The 24,776-nt window shown below is 72.3% G+C and carries 26 protein-coding genes; 8 read left to right on the top strand and 18 right to left on the bottom strand.

Annotated features, from left to right (window positions below; all coding sequences use genetic code 11):
• The first annotated feature begins 9 nt into the window (after nucleotides 1-9).
• The gene (locus tag ACIBF7_RS10235) at nucleotides 10-1,110 is read left to right on the top strand and encodes an arabinogalactan endo-beta-1,4-galactanase (RefSeq protein ID WP_397196906.1); all 1,101 of its coding nucleotides are present in this window, start codon (nucleotides 10-12) and stop codon (nucleotides 1,108-1,110) included.
• Here the strand turns inward: ACIBF7_RS10235 and ACIBF7_RS10230 are convergent.
• Nucleotides 1,107-2,249, bottom strand: coding sequence for an acetate/propionate family kinase (locus ACIBF7_RS10230; protein ID WP_397196905.1), 1,143 nt, complete (start codon nucleotides 2,247-2,249; stop codon nucleotides 1,107-1,109). The two genes, ACIBF7_RS10235 and ACIBF7_RS10230, sit on opposite strands and share 4 nt — an antisense overlap.
• A gap of 79 nt (nucleotides 2,250-2,328) precedes the next feature.
• Between ACIBF7_RS10230 and ACIBF7_RS10225 the strand changes: the two genes are divergently transcribed.
• Together ACIBF7_RS10225 and ACIBF7_RS10220 are read left to right on the top strand one after the other, a co-directional pair.
• Complete coding sequence (locus tag ACIBF7_RS10225; RefSeq protein WP_397196904.1) at nucleotides 2,329-3,123, top strand: alpha/beta fold hydrolase; 795 nt, start codon at nucleotides 2,329-2,331, stop codon at nucleotides 3,121-3,123.
• Nucleotides 3,124-3,151: 28 nt separating this feature from the next.
• Nucleotides 3,152-3,715, top strand: a complete 564-nt coding sequence (locus ACIBF7_RS10220; protein WP_222708972.1) for a DUF6328 family protein — start codon at nucleotides 3,152-3,154, stop codon at nucleotides 3,713-3,715.
• Here ACIBF7_RS10220 and ACIBF7_RS10215 read toward each other — a convergent pair.
• The 6 genes from ACIBF7_RS10215 to ACIBF7_RS10190 are packed head-to-tail and all read right to left on the bottom strand — an operon-like array spanning nucleotide 3,689 to nucleotide 9,713.
• Nucleotides 3,689-3,991: a monovalent cation/H(+) antiporter subunit G gene (locus ACIBF7_RS10215; RefSeq protein ID WP_148032151.1), complete on the bottom strand. Its 303-nt coding sequence runs from the start codon at nucleotides 3,989-3,991 to the stop codon at nucleotides 3,689-3,691. The two genes, ACIBF7_RS10220 and ACIBF7_RS10215, sit on opposite strands and share 27 nt — an antisense overlap.
• Entirely contained in the window at nucleotides 3,988-4,248 is a 261-nt protein-coding gene (locus ACIBF7_RS10210) for a monovalent cation/H+ antiporter complex subunit F (protein ID WP_148032150.1), read from the bottom strand. Before ACIBF7_RS10210 ends, ACIBF7_RS10215 begins: the two co-directional genes overlap by 4 nt.
• On the bottom strand, nucleotides 4,245-4,841 hold the full coding sequence (locus ACIBF7_RS10205) for a Na+/H+ antiporter subunit E (RefSeq protein ID WP_397196903.1): 597 nt from the start codon (nucleotides 4,839-4,841) through the stop codon (nucleotides 4,245-4,247). Before ACIBF7_RS10205 ends, ACIBF7_RS10210 begins: the two co-directional genes overlap by 4 nt.
• Entirely contained in the window at nucleotides 4,838-6,370 is a 1,533-nt protein-coding gene (locus ACIBF7_RS10200; protein WP_397196902.1) for a Na+/H+ antiporter subunit D, read from the bottom strand. The genes ACIBF7_RS10205 and ACIBF7_RS10200 overlap by 4 nt, the downstream gene beginning before the upstream one ends.
• A complete protein-coding gene (locus ACIBF7_RS10195) occupies nucleotides 6,370-6,981 on the bottom strand; it encodes a Na(+)/H(+) antiporter subunit C (protein WP_148032147.1) in 612 nt (203 codons plus the stop codon). Before ACIBF7_RS10195 ends, ACIBF7_RS10200 begins: the two co-directional genes overlap by 1 nt.
• Nucleotides 6,978-9,713 (bottom strand): Na+/H+ antiporter subunit A, encoded by a 2,736-nt coding sequence (locus ACIBF7_RS10190; protein ID WP_397196901.1) that lies wholly within the window; start codon nucleotides 9,711-9,713, stop codon nucleotides 6,978-6,980. The genes ACIBF7_RS10195 and ACIBF7_RS10190 overlap by 4 nt, the downstream gene beginning before the upstream one ends.
• A gap of 179 nt (nucleotides 9,714-9,892) precedes the next feature.
• Between ACIBF7_RS10190 and ACIBF7_RS10185 the strand changes: the two genes are divergently transcribed.
• Complete coding sequence (locus tag ACIBF7_RS10185; protein WP_397196900.1) at nucleotides 9,893-11,077, top strand: RNA-guided endonuclease InsQ/TnpB family protein; 1,185 nt, start codon at nucleotides 9,893-9,895, stop codon at nucleotides 11,075-11,077.
• Between the two features lie 40 nt (nucleotides 11,078-11,117).
• Here ACIBF7_RS10185 and ACIBF7_RS10180 read toward each other — a convergent pair whose 3' ends face one another.
• Complete coding sequence (locus ACIBF7_RS10180) at nucleotides 11,118-11,300, bottom strand: hypothetical protein (protein WP_397196899.1); 183 nt, start codon at nucleotides 11,298-11,300, stop codon at nucleotides 11,118-11,120.
• Between the two features lie 149 nt (nucleotides 11,301-11,449).
• On the opposite strand from ACIBF7_RS10180, the gene ACIBF7_RS10175 reads away from it, so the two are divergent.
• Nucleotides 11,450-12,016, top strand: a complete 567-nt coding sequence (locus ACIBF7_RS10175) for an NADAR family protein (protein ID WP_219549090.1) — start codon at nucleotides 11,450-11,452, stop codon at nucleotides 12,014-12,016.
• 3 nt (nucleotides 12,017-12,019) lie between these two features.
• Here ACIBF7_RS10175 and ACIBF7_RS10170 read toward each other — a convergent pair whose 3' ends face one another.
• From ACIBF7_RS10170 to ACIBF7_RS10155, 4 genes are all read right to left on the bottom strand, one after another.
• On the bottom strand, nucleotides 12,020-12,937 hold the full coding sequence (locus ACIBF7_RS10170) for a carbohydrate kinase (RefSeq protein ID WP_397196898.1): 918 nt from the start codon (nucleotides 12,935-12,937) through the stop codon (nucleotides 12,020-12,022).
• A 189-nt stretch (nucleotides 12,938-13,126) separates the two neighbouring features.
• Nucleotides 13,127-13,945: a PIG-L family deacetylase gene (locus tag ACIBF7_RS10165; protein ID WP_148032142.1), complete on the bottom strand. Its 819-nt coding sequence runs from the start codon at nucleotides 13,943-13,945 to the stop codon at nucleotides 13,127-13,129.
• A 10-nt stretch (nucleotides 13,946-13,955) separates the two neighbouring features.
• Nucleotides 13,956-15,368 (bottom strand): tetratricopeptide repeat protein, encoded by a 1,413-nt coding sequence (locus ACIBF7_RS10160; RefSeq protein WP_345482594.1) that lies wholly within the window; start codon nucleotides 15,366-15,368, stop codon nucleotides 13,956-13,958.
• Nucleotide 15,369: 1 nt separating this feature from the next.
• Nucleotides 15,370-16,473 (bottom strand): glycerophosphodiester phosphodiesterase family protein, encoded by a 1,104-nt coding sequence (locus tag ACIBF7_RS10155; protein WP_397196897.1) that lies wholly within the window; start codon nucleotides 16,471-16,473, stop codon nucleotides 15,370-15,372.
• A gap of 62 nt (nucleotides 16,474-16,535) precedes the next feature.
• Between ACIBF7_RS10155 and ACIBF7_RS10150 the strand changes: the two genes are divergently transcribed.
• Genes ACIBF7_RS10150 through ACIBF7_RS10140 form a run of 3 tightly spaced genes read left to right on the top strand, consistent with a single transcriptional unit; the run spans nucleotide 16,536 to nucleotide 18,159 of the window.
• The gene (locus tag ACIBF7_RS10150) at nucleotides 16,536-17,138 is read left to right on the top strand and encodes a TetR/AcrR family transcriptional regulator (protein ID WP_219549101.1); all 603 of its coding nucleotides are present in this window, start codon (nucleotides 16,536-16,538) and stop codon (nucleotides 17,136-17,138) included.
• Nucleotides 17,135-17,791 (top strand): VC0807 family protein, encoded by a 657-nt coding sequence (locus ACIBF7_RS10145; protein ID WP_148032140.1) that lies wholly within the window; start codon nucleotides 17,135-17,137, stop codon nucleotides 17,789-17,791. The genes ACIBF7_RS10150 and ACIBF7_RS10145 overlap by 4 nt, the downstream gene beginning before the upstream one ends.
• The gene (locus ACIBF7_RS10140; protein WP_397196896.1) at nucleotides 17,788-18,159 is read left to right on the top strand and encodes a DUF6069 family protein; all 372 of its coding nucleotides are present in this window, start codon (nucleotides 17,788-17,790) and stop codon (nucleotides 18,157-18,159) included. Before ACIBF7_RS10145 ends, ACIBF7_RS10140 begins: the two co-directional genes overlap by 4 nt.
• Nucleotides 18,160-18,167: 8 nt before the next feature.
• Here ACIBF7_RS10140 and ACIBF7_RS10135 read toward each other — a convergent pair whose 3' ends face one another.
• The 6 genes from ACIBF7_RS10135 to ACIBF7_RS10110 all read right to left on the bottom strand — a co-directional run bounded on the left by ACIBF7_RS10135 (nucleotide 18,168) and on the right by ACIBF7_RS10110 (nucleotide 24,595).
• On the bottom strand, nucleotides 18,168-19,103 hold the full coding sequence (locus ACIBF7_RS10135; protein WP_397196895.1) for a hypothetical protein: 936 nt from the start codon (nucleotides 19,101-19,103) through the stop codon (nucleotides 18,168-18,170).
• Nucleotides 19,104-19,171: 68 nt separating this feature from the next.
• Nucleotides 19,172-20,233 carry a spore photoproduct lyase family protein gene (locus ACIBF7_RS10130; protein WP_271279301.1) on the bottom strand — a complete coding sequence of 354 codons (1,062 nt, stop codon included), beginning with the start codon at nucleotides 20,231-20,233 and terminating at the stop codon, nucleotides 19,172-19,174.
• Between the two features lie 60 nt (nucleotides 20,234-20,293).
• The gene (locus tag ACIBF7_RS10125; RefSeq protein WP_397196894.1) at nucleotides 20,294-21,814 is read right to left on the bottom strand and encodes an acyl-CoA synthetase; all 1,521 of its coding nucleotides are present in this window, start codon (nucleotides 21,812-21,814) and stop codon (nucleotides 20,294-20,296) included.
• A gap of 40 nt (nucleotides 21,815-21,854) precedes the next feature.
• Nucleotides 21,855-22,376: a GNAT family N-acetyltransferase gene (locus tag ACIBF7_RS10120; protein ID WP_148032135.1), complete on the bottom strand. Its 522-nt coding sequence runs from the start codon at nucleotides 22,374-22,376 to the stop codon at nucleotides 21,855-21,857.
• 96 nt (nucleotides 22,377-22,472) lie between these two features.
• Nucleotides 22,473-23,582, bottom strand: a complete 1,110-nt coding sequence (locus tag ACIBF7_RS10115) for a hypothetical protein (RefSeq protein WP_397196893.1) — start codon at nucleotides 23,580-23,582, stop codon at nucleotides 22,473-22,475.
• Nucleotides 23,570-24,595: an XRE family transcriptional regulator gene (locus ACIBF7_RS10110; RefSeq protein ID WP_364235192.1), complete on the bottom strand. Its 1,026-nt coding sequence runs from the start codon at nucleotides 24,593-24,595 to the stop codon at nucleotides 23,570-23,572. Before ACIBF7_RS10110 ends, ACIBF7_RS10115 begins: the two co-directional genes overlap by 13 nt.
• Between the last annotated feature and the right edge of the window lie 181 nt (nucleotides 24,596-24,776).

The raw sequence follows: 24,776 nt of genomic DNA, 5'->3' as shown, positions 1-24,776 counted from the left end.
AGCACTCCCATGAGACGGTTACTGGTCGCTCTGCTCTGCCTCGCCACCCTGGCCGCGGCGGCTCCCGCCGCCCAGGCCGAACGGCGGCTGCCCGTCCGCGGCGCCGACGTCTCCAGCCTCGCCAAGTCCGAGGCGCTCGGCGGCGTCTACCGCCACGCCGACGGCCGCCGCGACGACGCGCTGCGCATCCTGGCCGAGGCCGGGCTCACCCACATCAGGCTCAAGGTCTGGGTGGACCCGGCCGACGGCTACAACACCAAGACGCAGGTCCTGGCCGTCGCCAAGCGGGCCAAGAAGGCCGGGCTCCGGCTGCTGGTCGACTTCCACTACTCCGACACCTGGGCCGACCCCGGCAAGCAGTTCAAGCCCGCCGCCTGGGCGAACCTGCCCTTCGACGAGCTGGTCCGGGCCGTGTACGCGCACACCTTCGACGTGCTGGACGCGCTGCGCCGCCAGGGCACCCCGGCCGACCTGGTCCAGGTCGGCAACGAGATCAACGGCGGCCTGCTGTGGCCCGACGGGAGCAACCAGAACTGGGCGAACACCGCCCGGCTGCTCAACGCCGGACACGACGCGGTCAAGGACGTCTCCCGCCGCACCGACGTGGTGCTCCACCTGGCCAACGGCGGCGACAACGGCCTGTACCGGTGGTGGTTCGACAACGCCGCCGCCCACGGCATCCGCTACGACGTGATCGGCCTGTCGTACTACCCGTACTGGCACGGCACCCTGGAGGCGTTCCAGGCCAACATCGACGACGTCGCCACCCGCTACCGCAAGCCCGTGGCCGTCGTGGAGACCGGCTACCCGTTCACCACCGCCGACGACGACGGCTGGGAGAACCTCATCCTGTCGCCCGAGCCGTACCCCGGCTACCAGGCCACCCCGGCCGGGCAGGCCGCCCTGCTGAGCAAGGTCTCCGACATCGTACGGAACGTCCCCGACCGGCTCGGCCTGGGCGTCTTCTCCTGGGAGGCCACCTGGACCGGCGTGCCGGGCAACGGCTGGGACCCCGCCGACCCGTCCACCGGCAACGCCTGGGAGAACCAGGCCCTGTTCGGCTTCGACGACCGCGCCCTGCCCGCCATGCGGGCGCTCGGCCGCGGCTAGACCTCGATCTCGGGCCCGTACAGCTCGCGCAGGCACTCGCGGGCCAGCTGGAGCTCCTCGTGCTGTTCGACGACGAGCACCGGCACCGCGGTGCCCGCCGGGCTGATCAGGCCGTCGTCGGCGCGGTTGCCGCCCACCGGCGGCTCGACCCCGAGCAGGCGCAGGCGGCGGCAGACCGCCTCGCGCACCTCGGGCTGGTCCCAGCCGATCTCCCCGGTGAACACCAGCGCGTCGACGCGGCCCAGCGACGTCGCCGCGGCCGCGATCTCCCGGCTCACCCGGTGGCAGAACACCCGCAGGGCCAGCGCCGCCTCCTCGTCGCCGTCGCGTTCGGCGGCGACGAGGTCGCGGGTGTCGCCCGAGCGGCCGCCGGACAGGCCGAGCAGCCCCGACTCGCGCTCCAGCCCGTGGCGCAGCTCGTCCGCGCTGAGCCGGCCGTCGAGCAGCCACATCAGCATGCCCGGGTCGACGCCGCCGGAGCGCCTGCTCATCGGCAGCCCGTCGAGCGGGGTGAACCCCATCGAGGTGTCGAGGCTGCGCCCGCCCGACACCGCGCACACCGACGCGCCGCCGCCCAGGTGGGCGAGCACCAGGTCCAGCTCCGCGACCGGACGGCCGAGCAGCTCGGCCGCCCGGTCGGTCGCCCACGCGTACGACAGGCCGTGGAAGCCGTAGCGGCGCAGCCCGTACCTCTCCCGCCACGCCTTGGGCAGGGCGTAGACCGCGGCCGCGTCGGGCAGCCCGGCGTGGAAGGCGGTGTCGGGGCAGAGCACGTGCGGCACCGCGGGCAGCAGCTCGCGGGCCGCGTCCAGCAGGTCCAGCGCCGGCGGCAGGTGCAGCGGCGCCAGGTCGGTGATCCGGCGCAGCGCGGCCGCCAGGTGGTCGTCGGCCACTGTCGGCGCGGTCACCAGCTCGCCGCCGTGCACCAGCCGGTGCGCCACCGCGCCCACGTCCCGGTCGAGGTGGCGGCCCAGGAACTCCGACACCTCCGACCGCGCGGACCCCGGCTCCACCGCCCGCTGGGAACGCGCGCCGTCGACGACCACGCCGCCGTCGACGAGGTCGAGGCGGAGGCTCGACGAGCCGGCGTTGACCGTCAGCACCGCCGCTTCCGCCCAGCTCTGTCCCTGATCCAGCATGCCTGACGCCTACCCGGCGCCGCCTGGGCGACACCATGGTGTCTAGGACATCCGCCGCCCCTGACGGAGGATGGTGCCTATGATCGGATTCGGCTACGCCCGCACCCCTTTAGGACAGATCCACTACGCCGAGTGCGGCACCGGCGAGCCGGTGCTGCTGCTGCACCAGACGCCCCGCTCCTGGGACGAGTACCGCGAGGTGCTGCCGCTGCTCGGGGCGGGCCACCGGGCGATCGCGATGGACACCCTCGGCTTCGGCGCCTCCGCGCCGCCGGCCGAGCACACGATCGAGGCGTACGCGGACGGAGTGCTGGCCTTCATGGACGCGCTCGGCCTGGAGACGGCCGCGGTCGCCGGGCACCACACGGGCGGGGTGATCGCCGTGGAGGTGGCGGCCCGCGCCCCCGGGCGGGTGAGCAGGCTGGTGCTGTCGTCCACGCCGCTGGTGGACGCCGAGGCGCGCCGGCGGCGTGAAGGCCGGCCGCAGGTGGACCACGTGACCGAGCGGGAGGACGGCTCCCACCTGGTCGAGCTGTGGGCGGGCCGGGCCGGCTTCTACCCGCCGGGCCGCCCCGACCTGCTGGCCCGCTTCGTCCGCGACGCGCTGGCCGCCAGGCCGGGCCTGGCCGGCGGGCACCGCGCCGTCGCCGCCTACCGGATGGAGGACCGGCTCGGCCTGATCCGCTGCCCGGTCCTGTGCGTGGGCGCCGACGACGACCCCTTCGCCTTCCCCGAGTTGCGCCCGCTGGCCGACCGGCTGGGGGCGCCGACCGCGGTCATCGCCGGCGGCATGGTGCCGCTGGAGTACCGGGCCGCCGAGTTCGCCCGCGTGGTCGGAACGTTCCTGGCGGGCGGGGAGTTTGCGATCCCTTGACGTTGGCAGTACCCCCTTGACTTTCGAGATGTATCGGAACAGGTGGGAGGCGGTCCTCGTGCAACAGGTGCCGGAACAGGAGAAGGAGACCCGGCAGGAACGCGCCGATCGCAACTTCGTCGAGTTACTGCAGGGCGCCCGCGTCGCGGTGACCGGTGTCCAGGTGCTGTTCGCCTTTCTGCTGACCGTGCCGTTCTCGCAGGGCTTCGAGCGGCTGAGCGCGTTCGACCGGTGGTTGTTCTTCGTGGCGCTGGTGTCGGCGGCGTGCGCCTCGATCTGTTACATCGCCCCGGCCAACCAGCACCGGGTGCTGTTCCGCCAGGGGCTGAAGGAGAAGCTGGTCCGCCGCTCCAACCACTACGGTCTCGCGGGCGCCCTCGCGCTGGCCCTGTCGATGACGTCCGCGACGATGCTGGTGGTCGACTTCCTGTTCCACTCCACGCTGGCGTGGGTCACCGCGGGCGGGGTGGCGGCGCTGGCCGCCTGGGCGTGGTTCGGCCAGCCGGCGCTCGACCGGTCCGCCCGCCCCGACGACACCGCGCCTGACGAGAGCGACGGCCGCCGCTCAGGAGGAGCCGCCGCCGGCGTCTGACCGGCGGTAGTCGGCCCGCGCCACCACGTACGCGGCCACCGACACGGTGATGATCTGGGCCACGGCGACGATGAGCAACGGCCCTGCCGTGGCCCAGGTCGGCTGGCGCAGCCACATCGCCAGCAGCACCAGCAGCACGCAGAGCACCTGGGGCTTGGTGGCGACGTGCATCCGGTCGAGTGTGGTGCGGAAGCGCACCATGCCCCATCCGGCGGTCAGCGCGAGCGCCGCCCCGGCGAGCAGGCAGACGGCCGCCGCGACGTCCAGCACGTTCACTCGTTCCCCTCCGGGAAGTAGCGGGCCAGCGAGACGGTCCCGACGAACCCGAGCAGCGACAGCACCAGCAGGATCGGGACGTCGGAGTAGTCGCCGTAGACGGCGGCGTACGCTCCCGCGCCGCACATGGCCAGCGAGGTGATCATGTCCACCGACACCGCCCGGTCCAGCGTGGTCGGGCCCCTCCCCAGCCGGTAGAGCGCCCCCGCCGCGCCGACGGCGAGCAGCACCAGCGTCACCAGATACACCGTGGTCATCCGAGCTCCTTCCGGTCGGCGCGCGTACCGAACGCCGCCACGATCCGCGTCTCCAACGCGGTCACCTCGTCCTGGGTGAGCGCCGCCACCACCGCGTGGGGGCCGGACCGGCCGAGCACGTGGATGGTCAGCTCCCGCCGCTCCCGGTCGGCTCCCAGCACGAGGCTGCCCGGCACCGTCGTCACCCCGATCATGATCATGACCGTCATGGCCTCCGACGAGGTGCGCAGGCGTACCGGCACGATCGCGGTCGGCGGCGACGGCGACCGCAGCACCCAGAACACCACCCGCGCCGTCGAGGTCACCAGGTCGAGCAGGAACCAGGCCAGGAACCGGATGAACGGCAGCGGCCGGAACCGGATGCCGGGATCGAGCACCGGCAGCGGCAGCAGCCACGTGACCACGGCTCCGGCGATCAGCCCGCCCACCAGGGTGCCGAAGGACAGATCGCCCCAGAGCATCATCCAGATCAGCGCCAGCCAGCAGACCAGCGCCAGCGGCACCGGCCGGCCGAACAGCCGCGGCGCCAGCCGGTCGCGCGTCTTCCCCTGCCGCTCCGGCTCCTGAGGGCCGGCCTCCGAAGGCTCCGTCATCCCGACCCCAGGACCGCGGTGATGTACGGCTGCCGCGCCAGCAGTTCGTCGGCCGCCCGCTCGGTCAGCGACGACAGTGGCCCGGCCAGCACCGTGTAGGCCAGCCCCAGGACCACCAGCGCCGTCACCGGCCCGTACAGGCCCGGCGTGTTCGCCGCGCTCCGCTCCATCTGCTCCTCAGCGGCGTCCGCCCGGCTCTCGCCCTCGCCCTGCGGCTCCCGCCAGAACGCCTTGCCCCACACCTTCGCCACCGCGTACAGCGTGAGCAGGCTCGTCACCAGCGCGGCCGCGACCAGCGCGATCGGGAGCGCGCCGCCGACCTCCAGCCCGGCCTGGATCAGCGCCAGCTTGCCCAGGAAGCCGGACATCGGCGGGATGCCCGACAGGTTCATCGCGGGCACGAAGAACAGCACCGACAGCAGCGGCGCCTTCCGCATCAGCCCGCCCAGCCGGTTCACCGACGTGGTGCCCGAGCGCCGCTCGATCAGCCCCGCCACCAGGAACAGGCTCGTCTGCACGGTCATGTGGTGCACCGCGTAGAAGACGGCGCCCGCCAGCCCCGCCACGGTCGCCAGGCCCACCCCCATCACCATGTAGCCGACGTGGCTGACCAGCGTGAACGACAGCATCCGTTTGATGTCCGTCTGCGCCACCGCGCCCAGCACGCCCAGCAGCAGCGTGGCCAGCGCCGCCCACAGCAGCAGCGTCCCCACCGGCCCGCCGGGGAACAGCAGCGCCTCCAGCCGGAAGATCGCGTACACGCCGACCTTCGTGAGCAGCCCGGCGAACACCGCCGTCGCCGGCGCGGGCGCGGTCGGATAGGAGTCCGGCAGCCAGCCCGACACGGGGAAGATCGCCGCCTTGATCGCGAACGCCAGCAGCAGGAACAGCTCCACCAGCAGCTTCACCTGCGGCGTGAGGTCCGCGAACCGCACGGCGAGCTGGGCGATCGACAGCGTCCCGGTGGCCGCGTACACGATCGCCAGCGCGATGAGGAACAGCATCGACGACATCAGCGCCATGACCGTGTACGTGGCCCCGGCCCGGATCCTGGACTGGGTCCCGCCGAATGTGAGCAGCACGTACGACCCGCTCAGCAGCATCTCGAACGCCACGAACAGGTTGAACAGGTCACCGGTCAGGAACGCGTTCGCCACCCCGGCCAGCATCACCAGGAACGCCGGGTGGAAGATCGCCATCGGGGCGACGTCCTCCTGCCGGTCGTAGGCGCTGACCACCGAGTACACCATCACGCACAGCGTCACCGCCGACGAGGTCACCAGCATGAGCGCGGACAGCCGGTCGGCGACCAGCGAGATCCCGATCGGCGCCTCCCAGCCGCCGATCCGCGCCACCATCGGCCCGTGCTGGTCGACCTGGGCGAGCAGCACCGCCGACACCACCAGGTTGACGGCCAGCGCGAAGATGCTGATGACACCCTGCAGATGCCGCAGCCGCGCGCCGATGGCCAGCTTGATGCCCGCCGCCAGCAGCGGCAGCAGCACCGGGACCGGGATCAGCGCCTCCACTACTCGTCGCCCTCCAGCTCGGGGTCGAGCGCGAGCGCCTGGCGCTCCCGCTCGGCTCTGATGGCCCGCCGCATCTGCTTGCGCGCCTCCCGCTGGCGGGCCTTGAGGCGCCTGCGGTCGGCCCGCCGGTGCGCCATCCGCTCACCCCTGGTCGGCTCGTCACGCAGCTCGGCGTGCAACTCGGCGCGCTGCTCGGCGACCAGCCGGTCGTACTCCGCCTGCCGGGCGCGCACCCGCTCGCCCAGCTGCCCGCGCCGGGCGCGCAGCCGCACCCAGCGGTCCTCGGTGTCGTCGCTGACCTCGTCGGAGCCGCGCAGCTGCCAGGCCCGGTGCACCATCGAGAGCAGGAACGCGGTGACGCCCAGCGTGATGACGATCGCGGTCAGGACCATGGCCTGGGGGAGCGGGTCGGCCATCTGGTCCGGCTCGGCCCGGCCGAGCAGCGGCGGGTCGCCGGCGTCGCCGCCGGTGGTGAGGATCAGCAGGTTCACCCCGTTGCCGAGCAGGATCACGCCCGCCAGCACCCGGACCAGGCTCCGCTCCAGCAGCAGCGTCACCCCGGCGGCGACGAGGAGCCCGCACACGGCCAGCGGCACCAGCGAAATCGTCATCGCGCCTCGATCTGCTCGTCCACCTCGGCGCCGAGCGCCCGCAACACGTCCTGCACCATTCCCACCACCGTCAGATAGATCCCCAGGTCGAACAGCAGCACCGTGGACAGGTGCAGGGTGCCGACCAGCGGCACCGTCACGTCGGCGGCCAGCATGCGCAGCGCCTCACCGCCGAACGCCATCCCGATGAGCGCCGTGCCGACCGACATCGTGAGCCCGACCCCGAGCAGCACCCCCGGGTGCACCGGCACCGCCCTGGCCAGCTCGTCGCGCCCGCCCGCCAGGTAGCGGACCGTGATCGCCAGCCCGGCCACGATCCCGCCCGCGAAACCGCCGCCGACCCGCCCGTGCCCGACGAACAGCAGGAAGACCGAGAGCAGCAGGACCGTGTGGAAGGTCAGGCGGGCGGCTACCTCGAACGCGAGCGACCGATGCTCCTCCGGCAGCGCCGACGCCAGCCAGGGCCGGCCGGGACGCGGGGGCGCCGGCCGCCTGTCGATCGCGTACGAGGTGCGGCGCAGGTACACCAGACTGGTGACGCCCAGCGTGAGCACCAGGATCACGGTGCTCTCGCCCATCGTGTCCCAGGCCCGGATGTCGAGCAGCAGGGCGCTGACGATGTTGCCGGCCCCGGCCCGCTCCGCCGCCCCGGCCATGAGGTCGCCGACCGGCGGGGCCTGCCGGGCGTCCATCGCCAGGATGCCCGCCACGACCACCACCGCCCCGGTCACGAGACCGATGCCGAGCCGGAGCGCGAAAGGCAGCCTGGCCGGCACCGGCGGGTTCGACACGCGTCTCAGCACCAGCACGAATATGACCATGCTGAGGGTCTCGGCCAGGAACTGGGTCAGCGCCAGGTCGGGGGAGCCGTGGGCGAGGAACAGCAGCGCGACCCCGTACCCGGTCATGCCGCAGGAGATGGCCAGCAGCAGATAGCTGTGGGCACGCAGGGCGAGCACGACCGCGGCCGCGATCAGCACGGCGAGCAGCGGCTGCTCGGGCCGCTGCCACCCCGTCACCGGCGCGTCCAGCGCGAGCGGAGGACCGTAGGACAGGGCGAGCGTCCCGATGCCGGCCAGGGTGGCGAGCGTGAGGAGCACGTAGTCGGGCACCGAGCCGCGCTGGACGATGCCGGTGAGCTGGAGCGCCGCCAGGTCGGTGCGGCGCAGCGCGTTCCAGAACGCCACGCCGGAGTCGGTGATGTGCATCGCCGACCCCAGCCGCGCCACCGGCTCGCGCGCCAGGAACAGCAGCACGCCGACGACCAGTGTGGCCGCCGACAGCAGCAGCGGCGCCCCCACCCCGCTCCAGAGCGCCAGGTGGGTGCCGTGCCCCGGGTCGGGGAAGGAGGCCGTGTAGCCGGACATGGCCGTCTCGAACATGCCCGCCAGCGGCGCCAGCACCAGCCCGAGCCCGGCCAGCAGCACGGCCGGCGCCACCATGAGCACCAGCGGCCGCTTCAGCTTCGACCGCTTCCTGTGCGGCTTGTCCGCGAACGCCCCCCACAGGAACCGCAGCGTGTAGGCGGCGGTCAGCGCCGACCCGGCCACCACCGCCGCCAGGACGAACGGGTCGGCCAGCAGCGCCTCCAGCGCCGCCTCCTTGCCCACGAACCCGACCAGCGGCGGCAGCCCCACCATCGACGCCCCGGCCAGCACCGCCGCCGCGCACGTCCACGGCATCGAACGGCCCAGCCCGCTCAGCCCGCGCAGATCACGCCGGCCCGCCGCGCGGTCCACCACCCCCACGACCAGGAACAGGGTCGCCTTGAACAGCGCGTGCCCGAGCAGCATCGCCACCCCGGCCAGCGCGGTCGCCCCGGTGCCGGCGCCGAACAGCACGATCAGGAAGCCGAGCTGGCCGACCGTCCCGTACGCGAGCAGCCTCTTCAGATCGGTCTCCCGCAGCGCCCGCCAGCCGCCCAGCAGCATCGTCAGCGCACCCAGCGGCACCGCCACCGCCCGCCACACCGTCGCGTCGCCGAACGCCGGGCCCAGCCGGGCCAGCAGGTAGACGCCCGCCTTGACCATCGCCGCCGCGTGCAGGTAAGCCGACACCGGCGTGGGGGCGGCCATCGCCGCGGGCAGCCACGCGCTGAACGGGAAGATCGCCGACTTGGACAGCGCCCCGACCAGCACCAGCACCAGCGCCACCGGCCCCACCTCGGGCGGGTCCGCCAGGATGGCGGAGATCTGGTAGGTGCCCGCCGACTGCCCGATCATCACGAACCCGGCCAGCATCGCCAGCCCGCCCAGGGTGGTGACGACCAGCGCCTGCATGCCGGCCCGCCTGCTCGACCGGCTCTCCGGGTGATGCCCGATCAGCAGGTACGAGAAGACCGTCGTCAGCTCCCAGAACACGTACAGCAGCAGCAGGTCGTCGGCCGTGACCAGGCCCAGCATGGCGCCGGCGAACGCCGTCATGGCCGCGCCGAACCGCCCCAGGCCCTCGTCGCCCCGGTAGAAGTAGCGCGAGCTGTAGACCATGACGAGCGCGCCGACGCCGGTCACCAGCGCCATCATCAGCAGGCCCAGCGCGTCGGCGCGGAACGCCAGCGAGATGCCGAGCGCCGGAGCCCACGGACGGACGGACGCCTCCGGCCCCAGCAGGGTGTAGACGAAGCCGGCCGCCGGTGCCGCCGCGAGCAGCAGCAGCGCGTCCCGTCCGAACCGCCGGACCAGCCAGGGAGCGCAGAACGCGGCCGCCGCGTGCAGGATGAGCAGCCACTCCATCAGAGCCCCCCGAAGGGACCGGCGCCTTGAGGCGGCGGGGGAATCGGGAGCGGGAGGGACTGCAAGGCCCGAGCGTGCGCTGACCGGTCAGGTCCGCGCGTCACGGATACCCTTCCTGGTTTTGTCGGCGCGAGCCGATATCGTGGTGTTGTCGTTACCGAACGTGACAGGAGGTGGGTGTGCGCAGATCGTTGAAGTTCCTGCTGCGCCCCACCACCAAGCAGGCGGCGGCGCTGGCAGAGTGCCTGGAGGATCACCGGCAGCTCTACAACGCCGCCCTGGAGCACCGCCGCACCGCCTACGCCAAAGCAGGAGTGAGCGTCCGCTACGGCGATCAGTCCGCCGAGCTGAAACATATCCGGGGCGATGACCCCGGCGGGCAGGGCCGCTGGTCCTTCTCCTCCCAGCAGGCCACCCTGCGACGCCTCGACAAGGCGTTCGCCGCGTTCTTCCGCCGGGTCAAGGCCGGGCACACCCCGGGCTTCCCGCGTTTCAAAGGACGCGGCCGGTTCGACACCGTCGAGTGGCCCAAGGACGGCGACGGCTGCCGGTGGGGCTCCCAGCCCGAACACCCGAAGGTGACCTTCGTCCGGTTGCAGGGTGTCGGGCACGTCCGCGTCCACCGGCACCGGCCCGTGAAAGGCCGGGTCAAGACCATCAGCGTCAAGCGTGAGGGCTCCCGCTGGTATCTGGTCCTGTCGTGCGACGACGTGCCTGCCGAACCCCTGCCTGCGACGGGTGCGGTGGCCGGGATCGACCTGGGTGTGGCCTCGCTCGTCACCACCTCCGACGGCGTGCGGGTGGCGAACCCGCGTCATCTGGCCGCGACCGCCGGCCGTCTGGCGGACGCGCAGCGTGACCTGGCCCGCAAGCGGCGGGGCTCCCGGCGGCGGCGCAAGGCGGTGGCCCGCGTCGCCGCCCTGCACGGCAAGGTCCGCCGTCAGCGGCTCGATCACGCGCACAAGGCCGCGCTCGTCCTGGTCGGCGCCTATGACGTGATCGTGCACGAGGACCTGCGGCTCACGAACATGACCCGCAGCGCGTCCGGCACGATCGAGGCTTCCGGCCGGAACGTCGCTCAAAAGGCCGGTCTCAACCGTTCGATTCTGGATGCGGGTTGGGGGGTGTTCCTGACGATCCTGTCGCACAAGGCTGAGAGCGCCGGTCGAGAGCTGATCGCGGTGAACCCCGCCGGCACCTCCCGCACGTGCGCCGAATGCGGGCACGTGGCGAAGGAGAACCGCGTCACCCAGGCTGAGTTCCGGTGCATGTCGTGCGGGCATGCCGCGCACGCTGATGTGAACGCGGCGGTCAACATCTTGAGGGCAGGGCTTGCCCTTCGTGAGGCTGCGGAAGCGGCTTAGCGAGAAGCCGCTCCCTTCAGGGAGCGGAGGAGTCACCCATTCAGCCCGAGTTGTTGTTCAGGCGGTTACCGATCTCACGCGAGAGTGACTCGTCGAGCATGCCGCGCACTTCGTCGGCACGCTCGCGCAGCAGCCACCTGTTCACCAGCGTGACGTCGGACGCGACGCCGGACACCACCCTGCTTTCGGCAGGCATGCCACGCGTCGCCTCATACTCGGCCATGGAAACTCCCGGTTCGTCCGTAGCACCTCGTCTGCCCCGGTCACCCCTGTGGCAAACCGCGCCCCTCGCCGCACGGGCATGCCGTCGCGCGGGGTGTGACGCGGGTGTGACGCGGGTGTTACACAGGGAGGCTGTGACACAGTAAGGCCATGTCCGAGAAGCTTCCCCGGTCAGTCCCCGAAGCCGTGGCCGCAGAGCTGGCCGGGCGACCGCCGCGCTATCTCTACTTCTGGGGCCACCAGCCCGCCCGCGACGGCACGGCGGGCCGCGGCTGCCTCAGCCAGTGGTGGCCCGCCGGGTTCACCGAGGACGGGCGCCACTACCGGTCGGCCGAGCACTACATGATGGCGCACAAGGCGCTGCTGTTCGGCGACGAGGTGGCCGCCGAGAAGATCCTCGCCGCCGCCCATCCCGGCGAGGCGAAGAAGCTCGGGCGCGCCGTCGGCGGCTTCGACGAGGAGACCTGGGCCGCCCACCGCTACGAGATCGTGGTACGGGGCAACCTCGCCAAGTTCGGGCAGCACGCCGAGCTGAAGGAGTTCCTGCTGACCACCGGCGGGCGGGTGCTGGTCGAGGCCAGCCCGCTGGACCGGGTGTGGGGCATCGGGCTGGCCGCCGACGACCCGGCCGCCGCCTCGCCCGCCACCTGGCGCGGGCTCAACCTGCTCGGCTTCGCCCTCATGGACGTCCGCGACGCGCTGGCCCGCCCGCGCTGACGCTCAGCGGCCCGCCACCGCACCGGCGTCACGGGGGAGGTCGGCGCCCCGCACCGTGCAGGCCAGCGCCGCCACCTTCGCCGCGAACGCCGCCGCCTCCCGCGCCGTGGCCGGATCCAGCCCGTCCAACCGGCCGCCGAGCAACCCGCGCCCGTCGAACCAGTGCAGCAGCCCGGCCGTGAACGCGTCGCCCGCCCCCACCGTGTCGACCACGTCCACCTGAGGCGCGGGCACCTCCGTCCGGACCCCGCCGAGCGACACCAGCGCCCCCGCCGGGCCCCGCGTCACCACCACGAGCCGCGCCCCGGCGGCGTGCCACTCGTCGCACACCCGCTCCACCGGCTCGCCGGGCCGCAGGAAGGCCAGGTCGTCGTCGCTGAGCCGCAGGATGTCGGCGAAGGCGCACCACCGCTCGACCGCGTACGCCTCCCGCGTGGCGAGGCTCGGCCGTACGTTGGGATCGACCGAGACCGTCACCCGCCGCGCGGCCGCCGCCGCGAACGCCTCCACCACGTCCCGTCCCGGCGGCCTGACCAGCGCCAGCGACCCGGTGTGCAGGCACCGCACGCCGTCCAGCACCGGGCCGGCCAGCTCGGCGCCGGTCCACTGCCAGTCGGCGGTGCCCTCGGCGTGGAAGCCGTAACGCGCCTTGCCGGCGTCGTCCAGGCCCGCCACCGCGAGCGTGCTCGGCTCGCGGGCCTCGACGGCGTACGTCAGATCCACCCCGGCCAGCCGCTCCCGGAACAGCTCCCCGAACACGTCACCCGAGATGCGCCCCAGGAACCGCGCCGGCGTGCCGAGCCCGGCCAGCGCCGCCGCCGTGTTCGCCGGCCCGCCGCCCGGCAGCACCCGCAGCGTCAGCTCACCCGCCCGCCGTTCCGCGAACGCGTCGGCGACGCACTCACCCAGCACCGCGATCACCCGCCCACCCTCTCACGCCACACCCTGCACGATCAGCCGGTGTCCGGAGAGATCCGTCCTCCCGCGCCGGCCCGATGCGTGTGGAGGGCGGTGGCCGCCCGATGCGTGCGCCAGGGCCGGTGACCGCGGAGGTCATCGGCCCTTCCTTCGCCCGGGTCGGAGCGGGCAGAGCCGCCTGGCAGGGCCGCGTCAGCGGAGGCCGGTGAAGAGGTCGTCCTCGTGGGCCGGGGTCTTGACGCGGCTCTGGACGCGGGTGAACGCCTCGTGGGAGAACATCTGCTGCTGGGCCTGCGGGGGCATGCGCAGCGGGAAGATGTTTTCGCCCTGGCTGGCGTGCGCCTCCAGGGCCTTGAGCTTGCGGTCGACGTAGGCCGAGACGTCGACGATGGCGTTGACCAGCTCGTCGGGGGTGCCGAAGTCGTCGTCGGGCTCGAAGCCCAGGTCGATGCCCGACTCGCGGAGGGTCGCGGCCATGTTGGCGATCGCGGCGCGCGGGATCGCCGTGTAGTAGAGCTTGTCGGGGACGCCGCCGCCGTTGACGGCGGCCACGGCGACGCGGTGGGCCTGGACGTGGTCGGGATGGCCGTAGCCGCTGCCGCCCGTCTCGTCGTAGGTCACCACCACCTGCGGGCGGTAACGCGCCATCAGCTCGGTCAGCCGGGCGGCCGCCGACTCCACGGACACGTTGGCGAAGGCGTCAGGGTGGTCGTTGGTCGACCAGCCCGCCATGCCGGAGTCGCGGTAGCCGAGCAGCTCGACGTGCTCGATGCCGAGATGGTCGGCGGAGGCGCGCAACTCGGCCAGCCGGCGCTCGGCCACCTCGGCGGCGTCGTGGCCGGCCTCGCCGGGCTTCACCCCGCCGGGGCCGTCACCCTGCTCGCCGTTGGTGCAGGTGACCAGAACCGTGCGGACGCCCTCCGCGGCGTAGCGGGCGAGCACCCCGCCGGTGCTCAGGCACTCGTCGTCGGGGTGGGCGTGCACGGCCATCAAGGTCAGTCGGCTTTCCATGGCCGAAACCCTACTCGGCGCCCCCGACAGATCCTCCCGCCAGGGCCAGCCGGGCGGCCTCGTCCCGCGCGGCGGCCGCGGCGGCGCGGTCACCGAGCGCCTCGGCCAGGGCGCCCCGCTTCAGCCAGTTGAACGGGCTGCACGGCCGCAGGTGCACCCGCTCGCTCACCAGCACCCGCGCCAGCTCGTGCCGCCCGGCCCGCAGCGCCGACTCCAGCAGCGTCCTCTGCACCGCGTCCCGCTGCGCGTGGCTGCCGCCGGCCTCGTTCACCCGGTGCCTGACCGGCTGGAGCAGCTCGACGACCCGGTCATGGTCGCCCCGCCCGTAGGCCACCAGCGCCCGGCACACCGGCAGCCCCACCCGCGCGGTCATCGCCTGGTTGGTGACCCCGGGACGCGGCTCGCGCACGTACGCCTCCCGCGCCGCGATGAGCCGCTCCGCCTCGCCGGCGCGGCCCGCTCCCACGTACGCCATGACCGCGTGCATGTCGTTGAACGCGTGACAGGCCTCGTCCATCTTGTCCGGCCACGCGTCCGCCAGCGCCGCCCACCGCCCGTCCGGCACGACGCCCTCCAGGTAGAGGCGCCACAGCAGGGCCGAGGCGTCCAGCAACTGCATCGCGGTCTCGCCGCCGGCCAGCACCGCGTCGTAGATGTCCAGCACCCGGCCGGTCTCGCCGCGTTCCAGCGCGTACAGGGTGTAGTGCCACCAGGTGTGCACGTTGAAGAACGTCCCGGTGGACCAGTCGCCGACCCGCTCGTCCAGAAAGCGGATGCCGTCACCGAAACGTCCCTGCATCTCGTACGTGTGCGCGACCGTGTGGATGCCCCACACGTCGCGCCGGTTCAGCTCGACGGCCCGCAGCCCCACCTCCTCGGAGCGGTCGTAGTGGCCGGCCTCCTCCAGCCCGAACGCGTACATCCCGAGCAGATGCCCGTAGTGCGGGTCGTCGTCGTGCCAGGCGCTGAGCGCGCCGCCGATCCGGTCGCGCAGGGAGCGGGCGTCGCCGGTGAAGAAGTCGACCTGGTGCCCGGCGGCCAGCGCGAGCGCGTCGCGCGGGTGCCGCTCGGTGATGCGCGCGAGCAGCGCGCCGCAGCGCGTGAGGTCGCCGCCGAGCAGCGCGCCGGCCGCCTCGGCGTGCGCCCGCTCGCGCGGTGACCACGCCGTCGGGTCCGCGCGGCGCAGGAAGGCGGCGAAGCGCTCGCGAGCCTCGCGGGCCGGGGCCGGCTCGGTGGTGAGCAGCCCGAGGTAGGCGCTCAGCACGTTGGCCATGGGGAAGCCGGGCGCCTCGGCCAGCGCCGCCGCCGTCTCGGCCTCGACCTCGGGACGGAAGTGCAGCAGCGCGTCGACGGCCCGGTCGTAGTGGCGGACGGCGGCCCGCCCCGCCCCGCTCACGGCGAGCCCGTGCTGGTCGGTCGTCATGTCAGCGGGCGTGACGCGAGACGACGGCCCGGCCCATCGCGGGGTCGTCGCAGAACGCGCCGTCGACGCCCAGCTCCAGCAGCCGGCCCAGGAAGCCCGCCACGTCACCGGTGGCGCGCGGGTAGGCGGGGCTGTCGGGGTTCCCGAGCCGGTGGTCGGCGGGGAGCTGGGAGTTCTCGTTGCGCACGGTCCACACGTGCACGTCCAGCCGCCCGCGGTGGGCGTCGCGGACCAGGGCGGTCGGCTCCAGGGTCCGGCCGTCGGCGCCGACGGGCAGCACGCGCCGGGTGTCGACGCCGATCGCGCCGGCGTACCGGGCGACCTCCCGCAGGCCCTCCGGGGTGACCATGTCGTCGTAGGTGCGGCCGTTCCCGGCCGCGACCCAGTCGTAGGGGGCGCCGGTCGCGCCGATGAGCTGGACGAGCGGCAGCCGCGTCCTGCCGGACAGCTCGCGCAGGTTGGCCGTCTCGAACGACTGGATGTACGCCTTCCGCACGCGGTTGCGCTCCAGCGTCTCCAGCAGCGGCTCCTCCAGCGACAGGCCGATGGAGTCGAAGTAGGTCGGGTGCTTGGTCTCCGGGTAGACGCCCACCCCGTGCCGCAGCGCCAGCTCGACCACCTCCTCGAAGGTGGGGATCTGGGCCGTCCCGTCGAAAGCAGTGTTGTCCGGGCGCAGGTCGGGCACCCGCTCCCTGGCCCGCAGGGTCTTCAGCTCGGCGAGCGTGAAGTCCTCGGTGAACCACCCGGTCACCGCGCGGCCGTCGATCGTCTTGGTGGCGCGCCTGCCGGCGAACTCCGCCCGCTGGGCCACGTCGGTGGTCTGCGAGATCTCGTTCTCGTGCCGGGCGACGAGGACGCCGTCCTTGGTGGGGACGAGGTCGGGCTCGATGTAGTCGGCTCCCATCGCGATCGCGGCCTCGTACGAGAGCAGCGTGTGCTCGGGGCGGTGGGCACTGGCGCCGCGATGGCCGATGACGACGGGCGGCTGGGCGCGGCGGCCGTGGTCGGCGGCCGTCGCGGCGGAAGTCGATGGGGTCACCACGAGGGCGACGGTACCGGCCGACAGCACGGCCAGCACACTCGCGAACAGGCTGCGGATCGTCATGGGCGCACCGTAAACCCGCGAGAGGGGTTCCCGGAGTTACTTGGATGAGTTACTGTTTACTCATGCAAGTAAGAAAGCGGACGTTCACGGGGGACGCCAGGCGCGCGCAGATCATCGCCGCGACTATCGAGACCCTCGGGCGGCTCGGCTACGGGCACACCTCGTTCGCGAAGATCGCCGAGCGGGCGGGGCTGAGCAGCACGCGGCTGATCTCGTACCACTTCGCCGGCAAGGACGAGCTGATGGCCGCCGTGGTCGGGCACGTGCACGAGAAGCTCGGGCGGTTCATGCACGAGCGGGTCAGCGCGCAGCCCGACGCCAGGAGCCGGCTGCGCGCCTACATCGGCGGCCTGGTCGCGTTCAACGCCGCGCACCGCGACGAGATGGAGGCGCTGATGACGATCTTCCTCAGCCATCCGGGCGAGGCCGGCTCCTACGGCCCGGAGGAGGAGATTCGGACGCTGAGCCACCTGGAGCTCATTCTGCGCGAGGGCCAGGAGCGGGGGGAGTTCCGCGCGTTCGACCCGTTCGTGATGGCCGCCACGATCCAGCGCTCGCTCGACGGCCTGCCGTTCCTGCTGCGCTCCAGGCCCGGCCTCGACCTGGAGCTGACGGCGCGCGAGCTGGAGACGATGTTCGACCTGGCCACCAGGGCGGAGCCGTGAGGGGGCGGTGGCTGACGATCGCCGTCAACATCGGCGTGCCCGTCGTGATCTATTACGGGTTACGCGCCGCGGGGGTCAGCGTCTACCTGGCGCTGCTGGCCGACACGCTGGTGTCGGCCGGGTTCACCGGTTACAAGCTGCTGCGCGAGCGCAAGCTCGACGGGCTGAGCGCGTTCTTCACCGCCATGTTCGCCGTCGCCGTGGTGGTGACGCTGGTCAGCGGCGACGAGCGGATGCTGCTGGCCAAGGAGGGCTGGGTCACGGCGGCGGCCGGCATCTGGTTCCTGGCCTCGACCAGGATGTCCCGGCCTCTCGCCTACCTCTTCACCCGGCCGCTGCTGGAGCACCGTTACCCGTTCGGGCCGGTGCGCGAGCCGTGGGAGGTCTACTGGGAGCGGCTGCCCAGGTTCCGCCGCGTCTGGCGGGTGTCGTCCGCCGTCTGGGGCGTCGTGCTGCTGCTCGACGCCGCCGCCCGGGTGGCCATCGCGTACGCGCTGCCCGTCGACACGGTGCGCGTGACAGGGATGCTCCTGTACGCGGTCGCGACCCTCGTCGCCGTGATCATCACCAACGTCCACTACGTGCTGAGCGGGCTCTACAACGGCTGGAGCAGCCTGTACGAGCCGCTCAGGAGAGAGGAGTCGCGCGCATGACCCGCCGCCTTCCCACCATCGCCGTCGCCGTCGCCGCCACACTGGCCGTCTGGCTCGTGGCCGTCCCGATCGCCGGCGTCGACCTCGCCGCCCGGGGCGGAGCCGGGACCATCGCGGTCGGGCCCGTGGCGGTGGTGATCGCCACCGCCGTCGCCGGGCTCGCCGGCTGGGCCCTGCTGGCCGTCCTCGAACGCCTCACCCGGCGCGCCCGCGCCATCTGGACCGCGGTCGCCGCGGCCGTCCTCATGCTGTCGCTGCTCGGCCCGCTCGGCGGGGTGAACGCGGGCTCACAGCTCACGCTCGCCCTGATGCACCTGGCCGCCGGAGCGGTGATCATCTTCGGGATGCGCGGCACGGCGACGCGCTGAGTCCGCTCTCATGGGGCGCCGCCCAGCAGCCGCGCGCACACGTAACACTTGTAGAAGATCGTCGCCACCTCCCGCCAGTCGCGGCGCACCAGCAGCAGCCGCATGGCGGCGTACGGGACGGGCACCTCCAGCTCGTCCATCAGCTCCGCCCACTCGTCCCGGTCCGGCAGCGCCGTGCGCCTGCGGGCCAGCCGGCGCAGCGGGCCCGGCTCCAGCTCAGGGAACTCCGCCGGCGCGGCCTCGGCCAGGTCCACGATCTCCCGGTCGCAGCGCCGGTGGATGTCCGCGATCTCGTCCCGTACGTCGCGCAGCCCTGAGAAGTAGAAGCGCAGCAGCGAACCGGGACCGTCCAGCACGTGGTCGTCCTCCAGCAGCTCGGCCAGCTCATCGGCGAGCCCGGTGAAACGGCCGGCGCGCTCCGGCGGCGGCCCGTCCCGCGTCGGGCGGGGCCGCCGCGGCGGGCGGCGCGGCGGGGACGCCAGGAACATGACCACCACGGCGGCGACGAGCGCCAGCGTCACCACGACGATGGCGGCGATCAGCCAGATCAGGACCGTCCCGGCCGTGCTCACGGTGGCGGAGACGATGCCGCCCACCGCCTGATAGCGGATGGCCGCCCACAAGAACGCGGCCGCCGCCCCGCAGAACGCCAGGAGATTCGCCAGCCGCCAGCCCGACCGGGTGCCGATGAACGCCAGCACCAGCGCGAGCACCAGCGCCACGATCGGCCGTTCGAGGAAGGAGAGCACGCTCTCCCACCTCCACTCCACGGGCCGCCCGGTGGCGGCGTGACTCAGCCCCATCCACACCAGCGCCGCGACGGCGGCGGCCAGCAACACCAGTTTGAGCAGGCAGGACTCGCTGACGGAAGCCAGCACCACCAGGATCACGGCGACGATGACGGCGGTCAGCGGATCGGCCAGCCCCTCCCACACCCCAGCCATGGCGCACCCCGTTGACGGATACCCAGATTGTGGGCTCGCCGGGGGGCCCGGACAAGACGGCGGCTTCGTCAGAAGGCGTAGCGGATCCGGCAGAAGGGCAGGCGCTCATCGATGAGATCGGTGAGCGCGGCCACGTACCGGCCCTTCTGGCCGGTGCGGTAGCGGACGTTCCAGCCGCCCGTCTGCGAGCGCTTGGGCTGCTGCAGGTCCGGCCGCCACAGTACCTCCTCGGCCTTCGGATGCCAGCCGAGGTTGACCTCGTGCAGCCGGTCGTTGTGGGTCAGGAAGATCACCTCGGCGGCGAGCCGCTCGCGCGCGGCCGCGCCGATCCCGTCGCCGAGCCGGTCCAGCAGCTCAGCCCAGTCCTCCAGCCAGCCGTCCCTGACCACCACCGGGCTGAAGTTGACGTGCACCTCGTACCCGGCCGCCACGAAGTCGTCGATGGCGGCGATGCGCTCGGCCACCGGGGAGGTGCGGATGTCGAGCAGCTTGGAGTCGGCCTCCGGCATCAGGCTGAACCTGATCCTGGTGCGCCCGCGCGGATCCCAGCCGAGCAGGTCGCGGTTGACGTACTTGGTGGCGAAGCTGGCCTTGGCGTTCGGCAGGTCCCGGAACAGCTCCACCAGGTCACGGACGTTCCTGGAGATCGTCGCGTCCACCGAGCAGTCGGAGTTCTCGCCGATGTCGTACACCCAGGCGTGCGGGTCCACCTGGTCCGGCTCGGGCTTGACGCCCTGCCTGGCGGCGTGCCTGGCGAGATAGCCGGTGATCTTGTCGATGTTGGCGAACACCGTGATCGGGTTGCTGTAGCCCTTGCGGCGCGGCACGTAACAGTACGCGCACGCCATCGCGCAGCCGTTGGCCGTGGACGGCGCGACGAAGTCGCTGGAGCGGCCGTTCGGGCGGGCGGTCAGCGACTTCTTGGTGCCGAGCACCAGCGACTCGGTCTTGATCCGGACCCAGCGGGCGACGTTCGCCTCGTCGCCGTACAGCTCCGGGATGCGGTCGTGCCGCTCGACCTCGACCAGCTCGGCACCAGGGAAGCGGCCGAGTATCTCCCGGCCGCGCGGCAGCTCGGCGGCGGCGGGCTCGAAGTAGATACGTCGGATGTCGAGAAGGTTGTCACGCACTCCCGTACAACACCGTGACTCGGCGTCGTCTTCCCTGGTCAGCGAGCTTCTACGGGATGGTCAGAACGCCTCCCGCAGCTCCCGCTTGAGCACCTTGCCGCTGGCGTTCTTGGGCAGCGCGGCGACGAACCGGACCTGCTTGGGCGTCTTGAACGGAGCCAGCCGGCCCCGCAGGAACGCCACCAGCTCGTCGGCGGTGAGGCTCGCGCCCTCGCGCAGCACGACCGCGGCCGTCACGGCCTCGATCCACCGCTCGTCCGGCACCCCGAACACTGCCGCCTCCGCCACGGACGGGTGCTGGTAGATCGCCTCCTCGACCTCGCGGCTGGCCACGTTCTCGCCGCCTGTCTTGATCATGTCCTTCTTCCTGTCGACCACCGACAGGTATCCGTCCACGTCCATCACACCCAGGTCGCCGCTGTGGAACCAGCCTCCGCGGAACGCCTCCGCGGTCTTCTCCGGGTCGTTCCAGTAGCCGAGCATCGCGTGCGGGCTGCGGTGCGCGATCTCGCCCACCTCGCCCGGCGGCAGCGGCTCGCCGTCGTCGCCGACGATCCGCGTCTCCACGTTCAGCGCGGGCCGGCCGGCCGAACCCAGCCGGGTCAGCTGCTCCTCAGGGCGCAGGATCGTGGCCACCGGCGCCATCTCCGTCTGCCCGTAGAAGTTGAACAGCCGCACCTCGGGCAGCCGGGCCGCGATCTCCTTCAGCACCTCGACCGGCATGATCGAGGCGCCGTAGTAGCCCTTGCGCAGCGACGACAGGTCACGGCGGTCGAAGTCGGGGTGGCGCAGCAGCCCGATCCAGACCGTCGGCGGGCAGAACAGCTTGGTGGCCCGCTCCGACTCGATCGCCGCCAGGATCCCCGCCGGGTCGGCGCCGGGCAGCACGATGTTGGTCGCCCCCAGATAGATCCCGGGCGTGAGGAAGCAGTGCAGCTGGGCGCAGTGGTACAGCGGCAGCGCGTGCACCTCCACGTCGTCGCCGCTCATCTCACCGTCGACCACGCACGTCACGTACTGGGAGATCAGGCTCCGGCTCGACAGGGTCGCCCCCTTCGGCCGGGACTCGGTGCCGCTGGTGTACATGAGCTGGATCGGGTCGTCGTCGCCGATCTCCACCACCGGCTCGGCGTCGTCACCGTGCGCCATCCAGTCCCCGACCGGCTCCCAGCCGTCCCGGCCCGCCCCGATGACGCCGCGCACCGCGACCCGGTCGCTCACGGCGCCCTCGGCCACCGGCAGCAGCGCCTCCTCCACCAGCATCCCGGACGCGCCCGCGTGCTCCAGGATGTACGCGACCTCCTCCGGGCCCAGCATGAAGTTGATCGGCACCGAGATCGCGCCCAGCCGGGCCAGCGCGAAGTAGGCCACCACGAACGCGTGGTCGTTGTGCGAGAGGATCGCGAACCGGTCGCCCTTGCCCACGCCCCGCGAGGCCAGCGCGTTGGCGGTGCGGTTCACCGTACGGTCGAGCTCGGCGTAGCTCTGCCGCAGGTCGCCGTAGATGATGGCGGTCTTGGCGGGATAGCGGGCCGCGGAGCGGCGCAACAGGTCTCCGATGGCATGCTGGCGAGTCGTCATACCGGACATCCCTCACTTGGCCGAACTTCGTTCGGGAATCCTAGCCTTCGCCGGCCCGAGGTTCACGAAGATCTTTCACCAGGATCCGGCACACGTCGGGCACCTGCTCCACCCGCCCGCCCGGCAGGTAGATCCGGCGCGTGGTCGGCACAGGAGGATGCGGCCACTCCACGTAACCGAGCCGCCTGTAGAGCGGCCACACCCGGCGGTTGCGCGGATCCACGCCCAGCGCCACCCGGTCGTGGCCGAGCTCGCGTAACCGCCGCTCGGCGGCGCCCATCAGCCGGGTGCCGATCCGCTGGTTGCGATGCTCGGGAGCCACCTCCAGGTGGGTCAGCAACGGCACGCCGGGCAGCCGCTCCCGCACCTCCGGCTCCTCGGCCGGGTCCAGCCACAGGTACACGTCCCCGATGGGGGTGAACCCGTCCCACGCGACCAGCAGCACCCCGTGCTTCTCCCGCTGACCCGCCAGCCGCTCCCGGAAGTACGGCTCCTGCCCGAGGGAGTTGACCAGGGCGACGAGATCCCCGTGCACGGCAGCTCGGATCCGGACATGCAGCATGACTTCTACAATCAAGCGGCGAAACGGCGGGCAACCAGCTTATCGCGGTGATCTGTCACAAAAGGACGAAACAGACAGCGGATCGCCGCCCGGAGGTCACGGCGCGCCCCGGCCGGGCGTGGCGAGATAACGCAACGCCTGCTCGACGGGCCTGCCGCGGGGCAGCAGCTCCACGAACTCCCGCCACACCTTGCTGTCGGCCCGCCACCTGTCGAGGTATCCGAGACAGAGCTCGGGACTGATCAGGGCCAGCCGCCCGCGCGCGGCCTTGAGCGACTCTTCCATCCGCCGCCGCTCGTCCGGGCTCACCCGGGCCCGCGGCAGGCGGCCGAGGATGCTCTCGATGAACAGGCGGCGCCTGGCCAGGAACTCCGTCCAATGCCGCAGATCGGCCTCCCGCAGGGTCCTGCCCTCGTCGAGCAGCCAGAACACGCCCTCGGCCAGCACGTCGCCCGTCTCCTCCGCCCTGGCCCTCTCGGTCGTGCGGAACGGGTCGTAGGGCGCCTGCTTGACCAGGCCCGTGACGGCGAGCGGGCGCAGCCCGTCCTCCTTCAGCAGATAGAACCAGTCCTCGTTGTAGACGTCCGGGAAGAACGCGACGTCGCGCACCGTCTCCACGACCAGCGCGCCACCGCCGACGAAGGTCTCCTGATGCCCGCCGACGGCGCGGAAGGCGTGGCACACGACCGAGTTGTCCGGGAACCCGCCGATCGACAGCCCGGCCGCGTCGAAGTCGTCGAGCAACCCGGCCGCCCTGCGGAGGTCGTCAGGCGCTCCCACCTCGATGTCGTCGTCGAGGAACACGATGCGCTCCCAGCCGGCCATCCTGGCCAGCGCCAGCGCGAAATTGCGCTTGGCGGCCGTGTCGGTGTGCCGTCTCAGCCTAGGGGGGAGCGCGGTGGACGTCTCGAGCGCGGGCAGCCGCGCCGCCGACCTCGCGGTGAAGTCGATGGCGATCACGTCGGCGCCGGGAGCGGCCCCGGCCCGCACCCGCTCGGCGCTGGTCCACCTGCCGCTGCACAGCACGACCAGCGGGCAGCCCAGGACCTCCGCCAGATGGGAGGCGTGCCGGAGGTAACGGCTCGGGCGGGCGGTGGGCACCACGATCGCGTCGATCCTGGCCATGCCCGCGGGCGCGCCGGTCGCCTGGAGCAGATGCCGGTGGGAGGGATGGTGATGCGACGCCGGCGAGGTCAGCCGGGCCATTCGACCAGCCTCAGCTCGTCGAGCGTCCAGTCGGGGGTGATGACCTTGCCGTTGACGACGCGGACCTTGCTCAGCAGCGCGTAGGCCTCGTGGCCGCCGAAGCGCTCCTGGAGCCAGGCGGTGTTGCGGTCCCTGAACTTGACGTCGGTCAGGGCCCGCGCCACCCCGAGCGTGCCGCGGCCGTACATGCCGTTGCAGATCGTGAGCGTGCACTCGGCGTTGTAGGGGTTCTCCCCCCGGTAGAACAGCGCCACGTCCTCGCGCAGCCGCCCGCCGCTCAGCTTGGGATGGAAACGCCGGTCCGAGGAGGAGAAGTAGGGGCCGTGCTCGCCGTCCCAGTCGTTCACCTGCTCGACCGGAAGCCCGAGGTCCTGGAAGACGTTGGTGGTCAGGTCGTTCCAGTCGACGCCGCCGAGCAGCACCAGATGAGAGGTGAGGTCGTCCGGCTCCAGCTCGTCCGGGGTGTGGCGGCGGACCTCGCTGGCAGGGTTGAAGGCGCGGATGTGGCCGTGCAGCTCGAAGAGCGCGTCGAGGTCGGCGTAGGTGTAGAGCTCGATGTGGTGCGGGTCGTCGGGATCGACGTAGGGCATGCGCGCCAGCCACTCCCCGGGAAGCCGCGCGCAGACGATGACGACCTGCTTGCCGTCGTCGAACTGCCACGGGTTGACGACCGCGCTCGACGGTCTCTGGTCCAGAGCGGCCGCGCGCAGGTCGAGCAGCTCCTGCAGGAGCTTGTCGCGCAGCTGTGACTCCTCCGCGGTCAGCTCGTCCTCGGCGACCGGGACGAGGTCGTCGTCCCTGAGCGAGCGGCGGCTGCAGAAGATCAGCGCGTAGGCCTCCAGGCGGGAGACCGGCGGCACCTTGGGGTTGCCCTCGTTCTCCCACGACGAGATGAGGGGCACGCTGACGTTGAGCGCCTGGGCCAGCTGCGGCTGCTTGACTCTCCTGCCGGGCCACTGCTGAAGGCGCAGTTGCCGGAGCCGGTGCGCTAGGGCCTGGCCGGAATCCGCCATGAGGACACCCCCATCCGAGGTTCAACACCTTAAGTAAACCTCTACCCACTGCCGGGGGCGAGGGCATACACGCAGGCCAACGCCGAAACTTCGGGGCCGCATCGGCGAAGCGGCCATTCTAATCCACTACGACTTACCCAGGAGAGGGATTAATGCATCAAAGGGAGGGCAAGTCTTCAGT

The sequence above is a fragment of the Nonomuraea sp. NPDC050478 genome, assembly GCF_044458265.1.
GTDB classification, from domain to species: Bacteria; Actinomycetota; Actinomycetes; order Streptosporangiales; family Streptosporangiaceae; genus Nonomuraea; species Nonomuraea ferruginea.
The sequence above is the reverse complement of the archived record's forward strand: the minus strand, read 5'-3'. Positions and strand labels throughout refer to the sequence as shown.

Coding starts and splice junctions, on each gene's coding strand:
- ACIBF7_RS10115 (WP_397196893.1), bottom strand. CDS start 23,582: ATGGCCCGGCTGACCTCGCCGGCGTCGCATCACCATCCCTCCCACCGG.
- ACIBF7_RS10140 (WP_397196896.1), top strand. CDS start 17,788: ATGACCCGCCGCCTTCCCACCATCGCCGTCGCCGTCGCCGCCACACTG.
- ACIBF7_RS10125 (WP_397196894.1), bottom strand. CDS start 21,814: ATGACGACTCGCCAGCATGCCATCGGAGACCTGTTGCGCCGCTCCGCG.
- ACIBF7_RS10135 (WP_397196895.1), bottom strand. CDS start 19,103: ATGGCTGGGGTGTGGGAGGGGCTGGCCGATCCGCTGACCGCCGTCATC.
- ACIBF7_RS10175 (WP_219549090.1), top strand. CDS start 11,450: ATGTCCGAGAAGCTTCCCCGGTCAGTCCCCGAAGCCGTGGCCGCAGAG.
- ACIBF7_RS10205 (WP_397196903.1), bottom strand. CDS start 4,841: ATGACGGAGCCTTCGGAGGCCGGCCCTCAGGAGCCGGAGCGGCAGGGG.
- ACIBF7_RS10225 (WP_397196904.1), top strand. CDS start 2,329: ATGATCGGATTCGGCTACGCCCGCACCCCTTTAGGACAGATCCACTAC.
- ACIBF7_RS10220 (WP_222708972.1), top strand. CDS start 3,152: ATGTATCGGAACAGGTGGGAGGCGGTCCTCGTGCAACAGGTGCCGGAA.
- ACIBF7_RS10195 (WP_148032147.1), bottom strand. CDS start 6,981: ATGACGATTTCGCTGGTGCCGCTGGCCGTGTGCGGGCTCCTCGTCGCC.
- ACIBF7_RS10110 (WP_364235192.1), bottom strand. CDS start 24,595: ATGGCGGATTCCGGCCAGGCCCTAGCGCACCGGCTCCGGCAACTGCGC.
- ACIBF7_RS10180 (WP_397196899.1), bottom strand. CDS start 11,300: ATGGCCGAGTATGAGGCGACGCGTGGCATGCCTGCCGAAAGCAGGGTG.
- ACIBF7_RS10155 (WP_397196897.1), bottom strand. CDS start 16,473: ATGACGATCCGCAGCCTGTTCGCGAGTGTGCTGGCCGTGCTGTCGGCC.
- ACIBF7_RS10210 (WP_148032150.1), bottom strand. CDS start 4,248: ATGACCACGGTGTATCTGGTGACGCTGGTGCTGCTCGCCGTCGGCGCG.
- ACIBF7_RS10120 (WP_148032135.1), bottom strand. CDS start 22,376: ATGCTGCATGTCCGGATCCGAGCTGCCGTGCACGGGGATCTCGTCGCC.
- ACIBF7_RS10165 (WP_148032142.1), bottom strand. CDS start 13,945: ATGGAAAGCCGACTGACCTTGATGGCCGTGCACGCCCACCCCGACGAC.
- ACIBF7_RS10150 (WP_219549101.1), top strand. CDS start 16,536: ATGCAAGTAAGAAAGCGGACGTTCACGGGGGACGCCAGGCGCGCGCAG.
- ACIBF7_RS10235 (WP_397196906.1), top strand. CDS start 10: ATGAGACGGTTACTGGTCGCTCTGCTCTGCCTCGCCACCCTGGCCGCG.
- ACIBF7_RS10230 (WP_397196905.1), bottom strand. CDS start 2,249: ATGCTGGATCAGGGACAGAGCTGGGCGGAAGCGGCGGTGCTGACGGTC.
- ACIBF7_RS10160 (WP_345482594.1), bottom strand. CDS start 15,368: ATGACGACCGACCAGCACGGGCTCGCCGTGAGCGGGGCGGGGCGGGCC.
- ACIBF7_RS10190 (WP_397196901.1), bottom strand. CDS start 9,713: ATGGAGTGGCTGCTCATCCTGCACGCGGCGGCCGCGTTCTGCGCTCCC.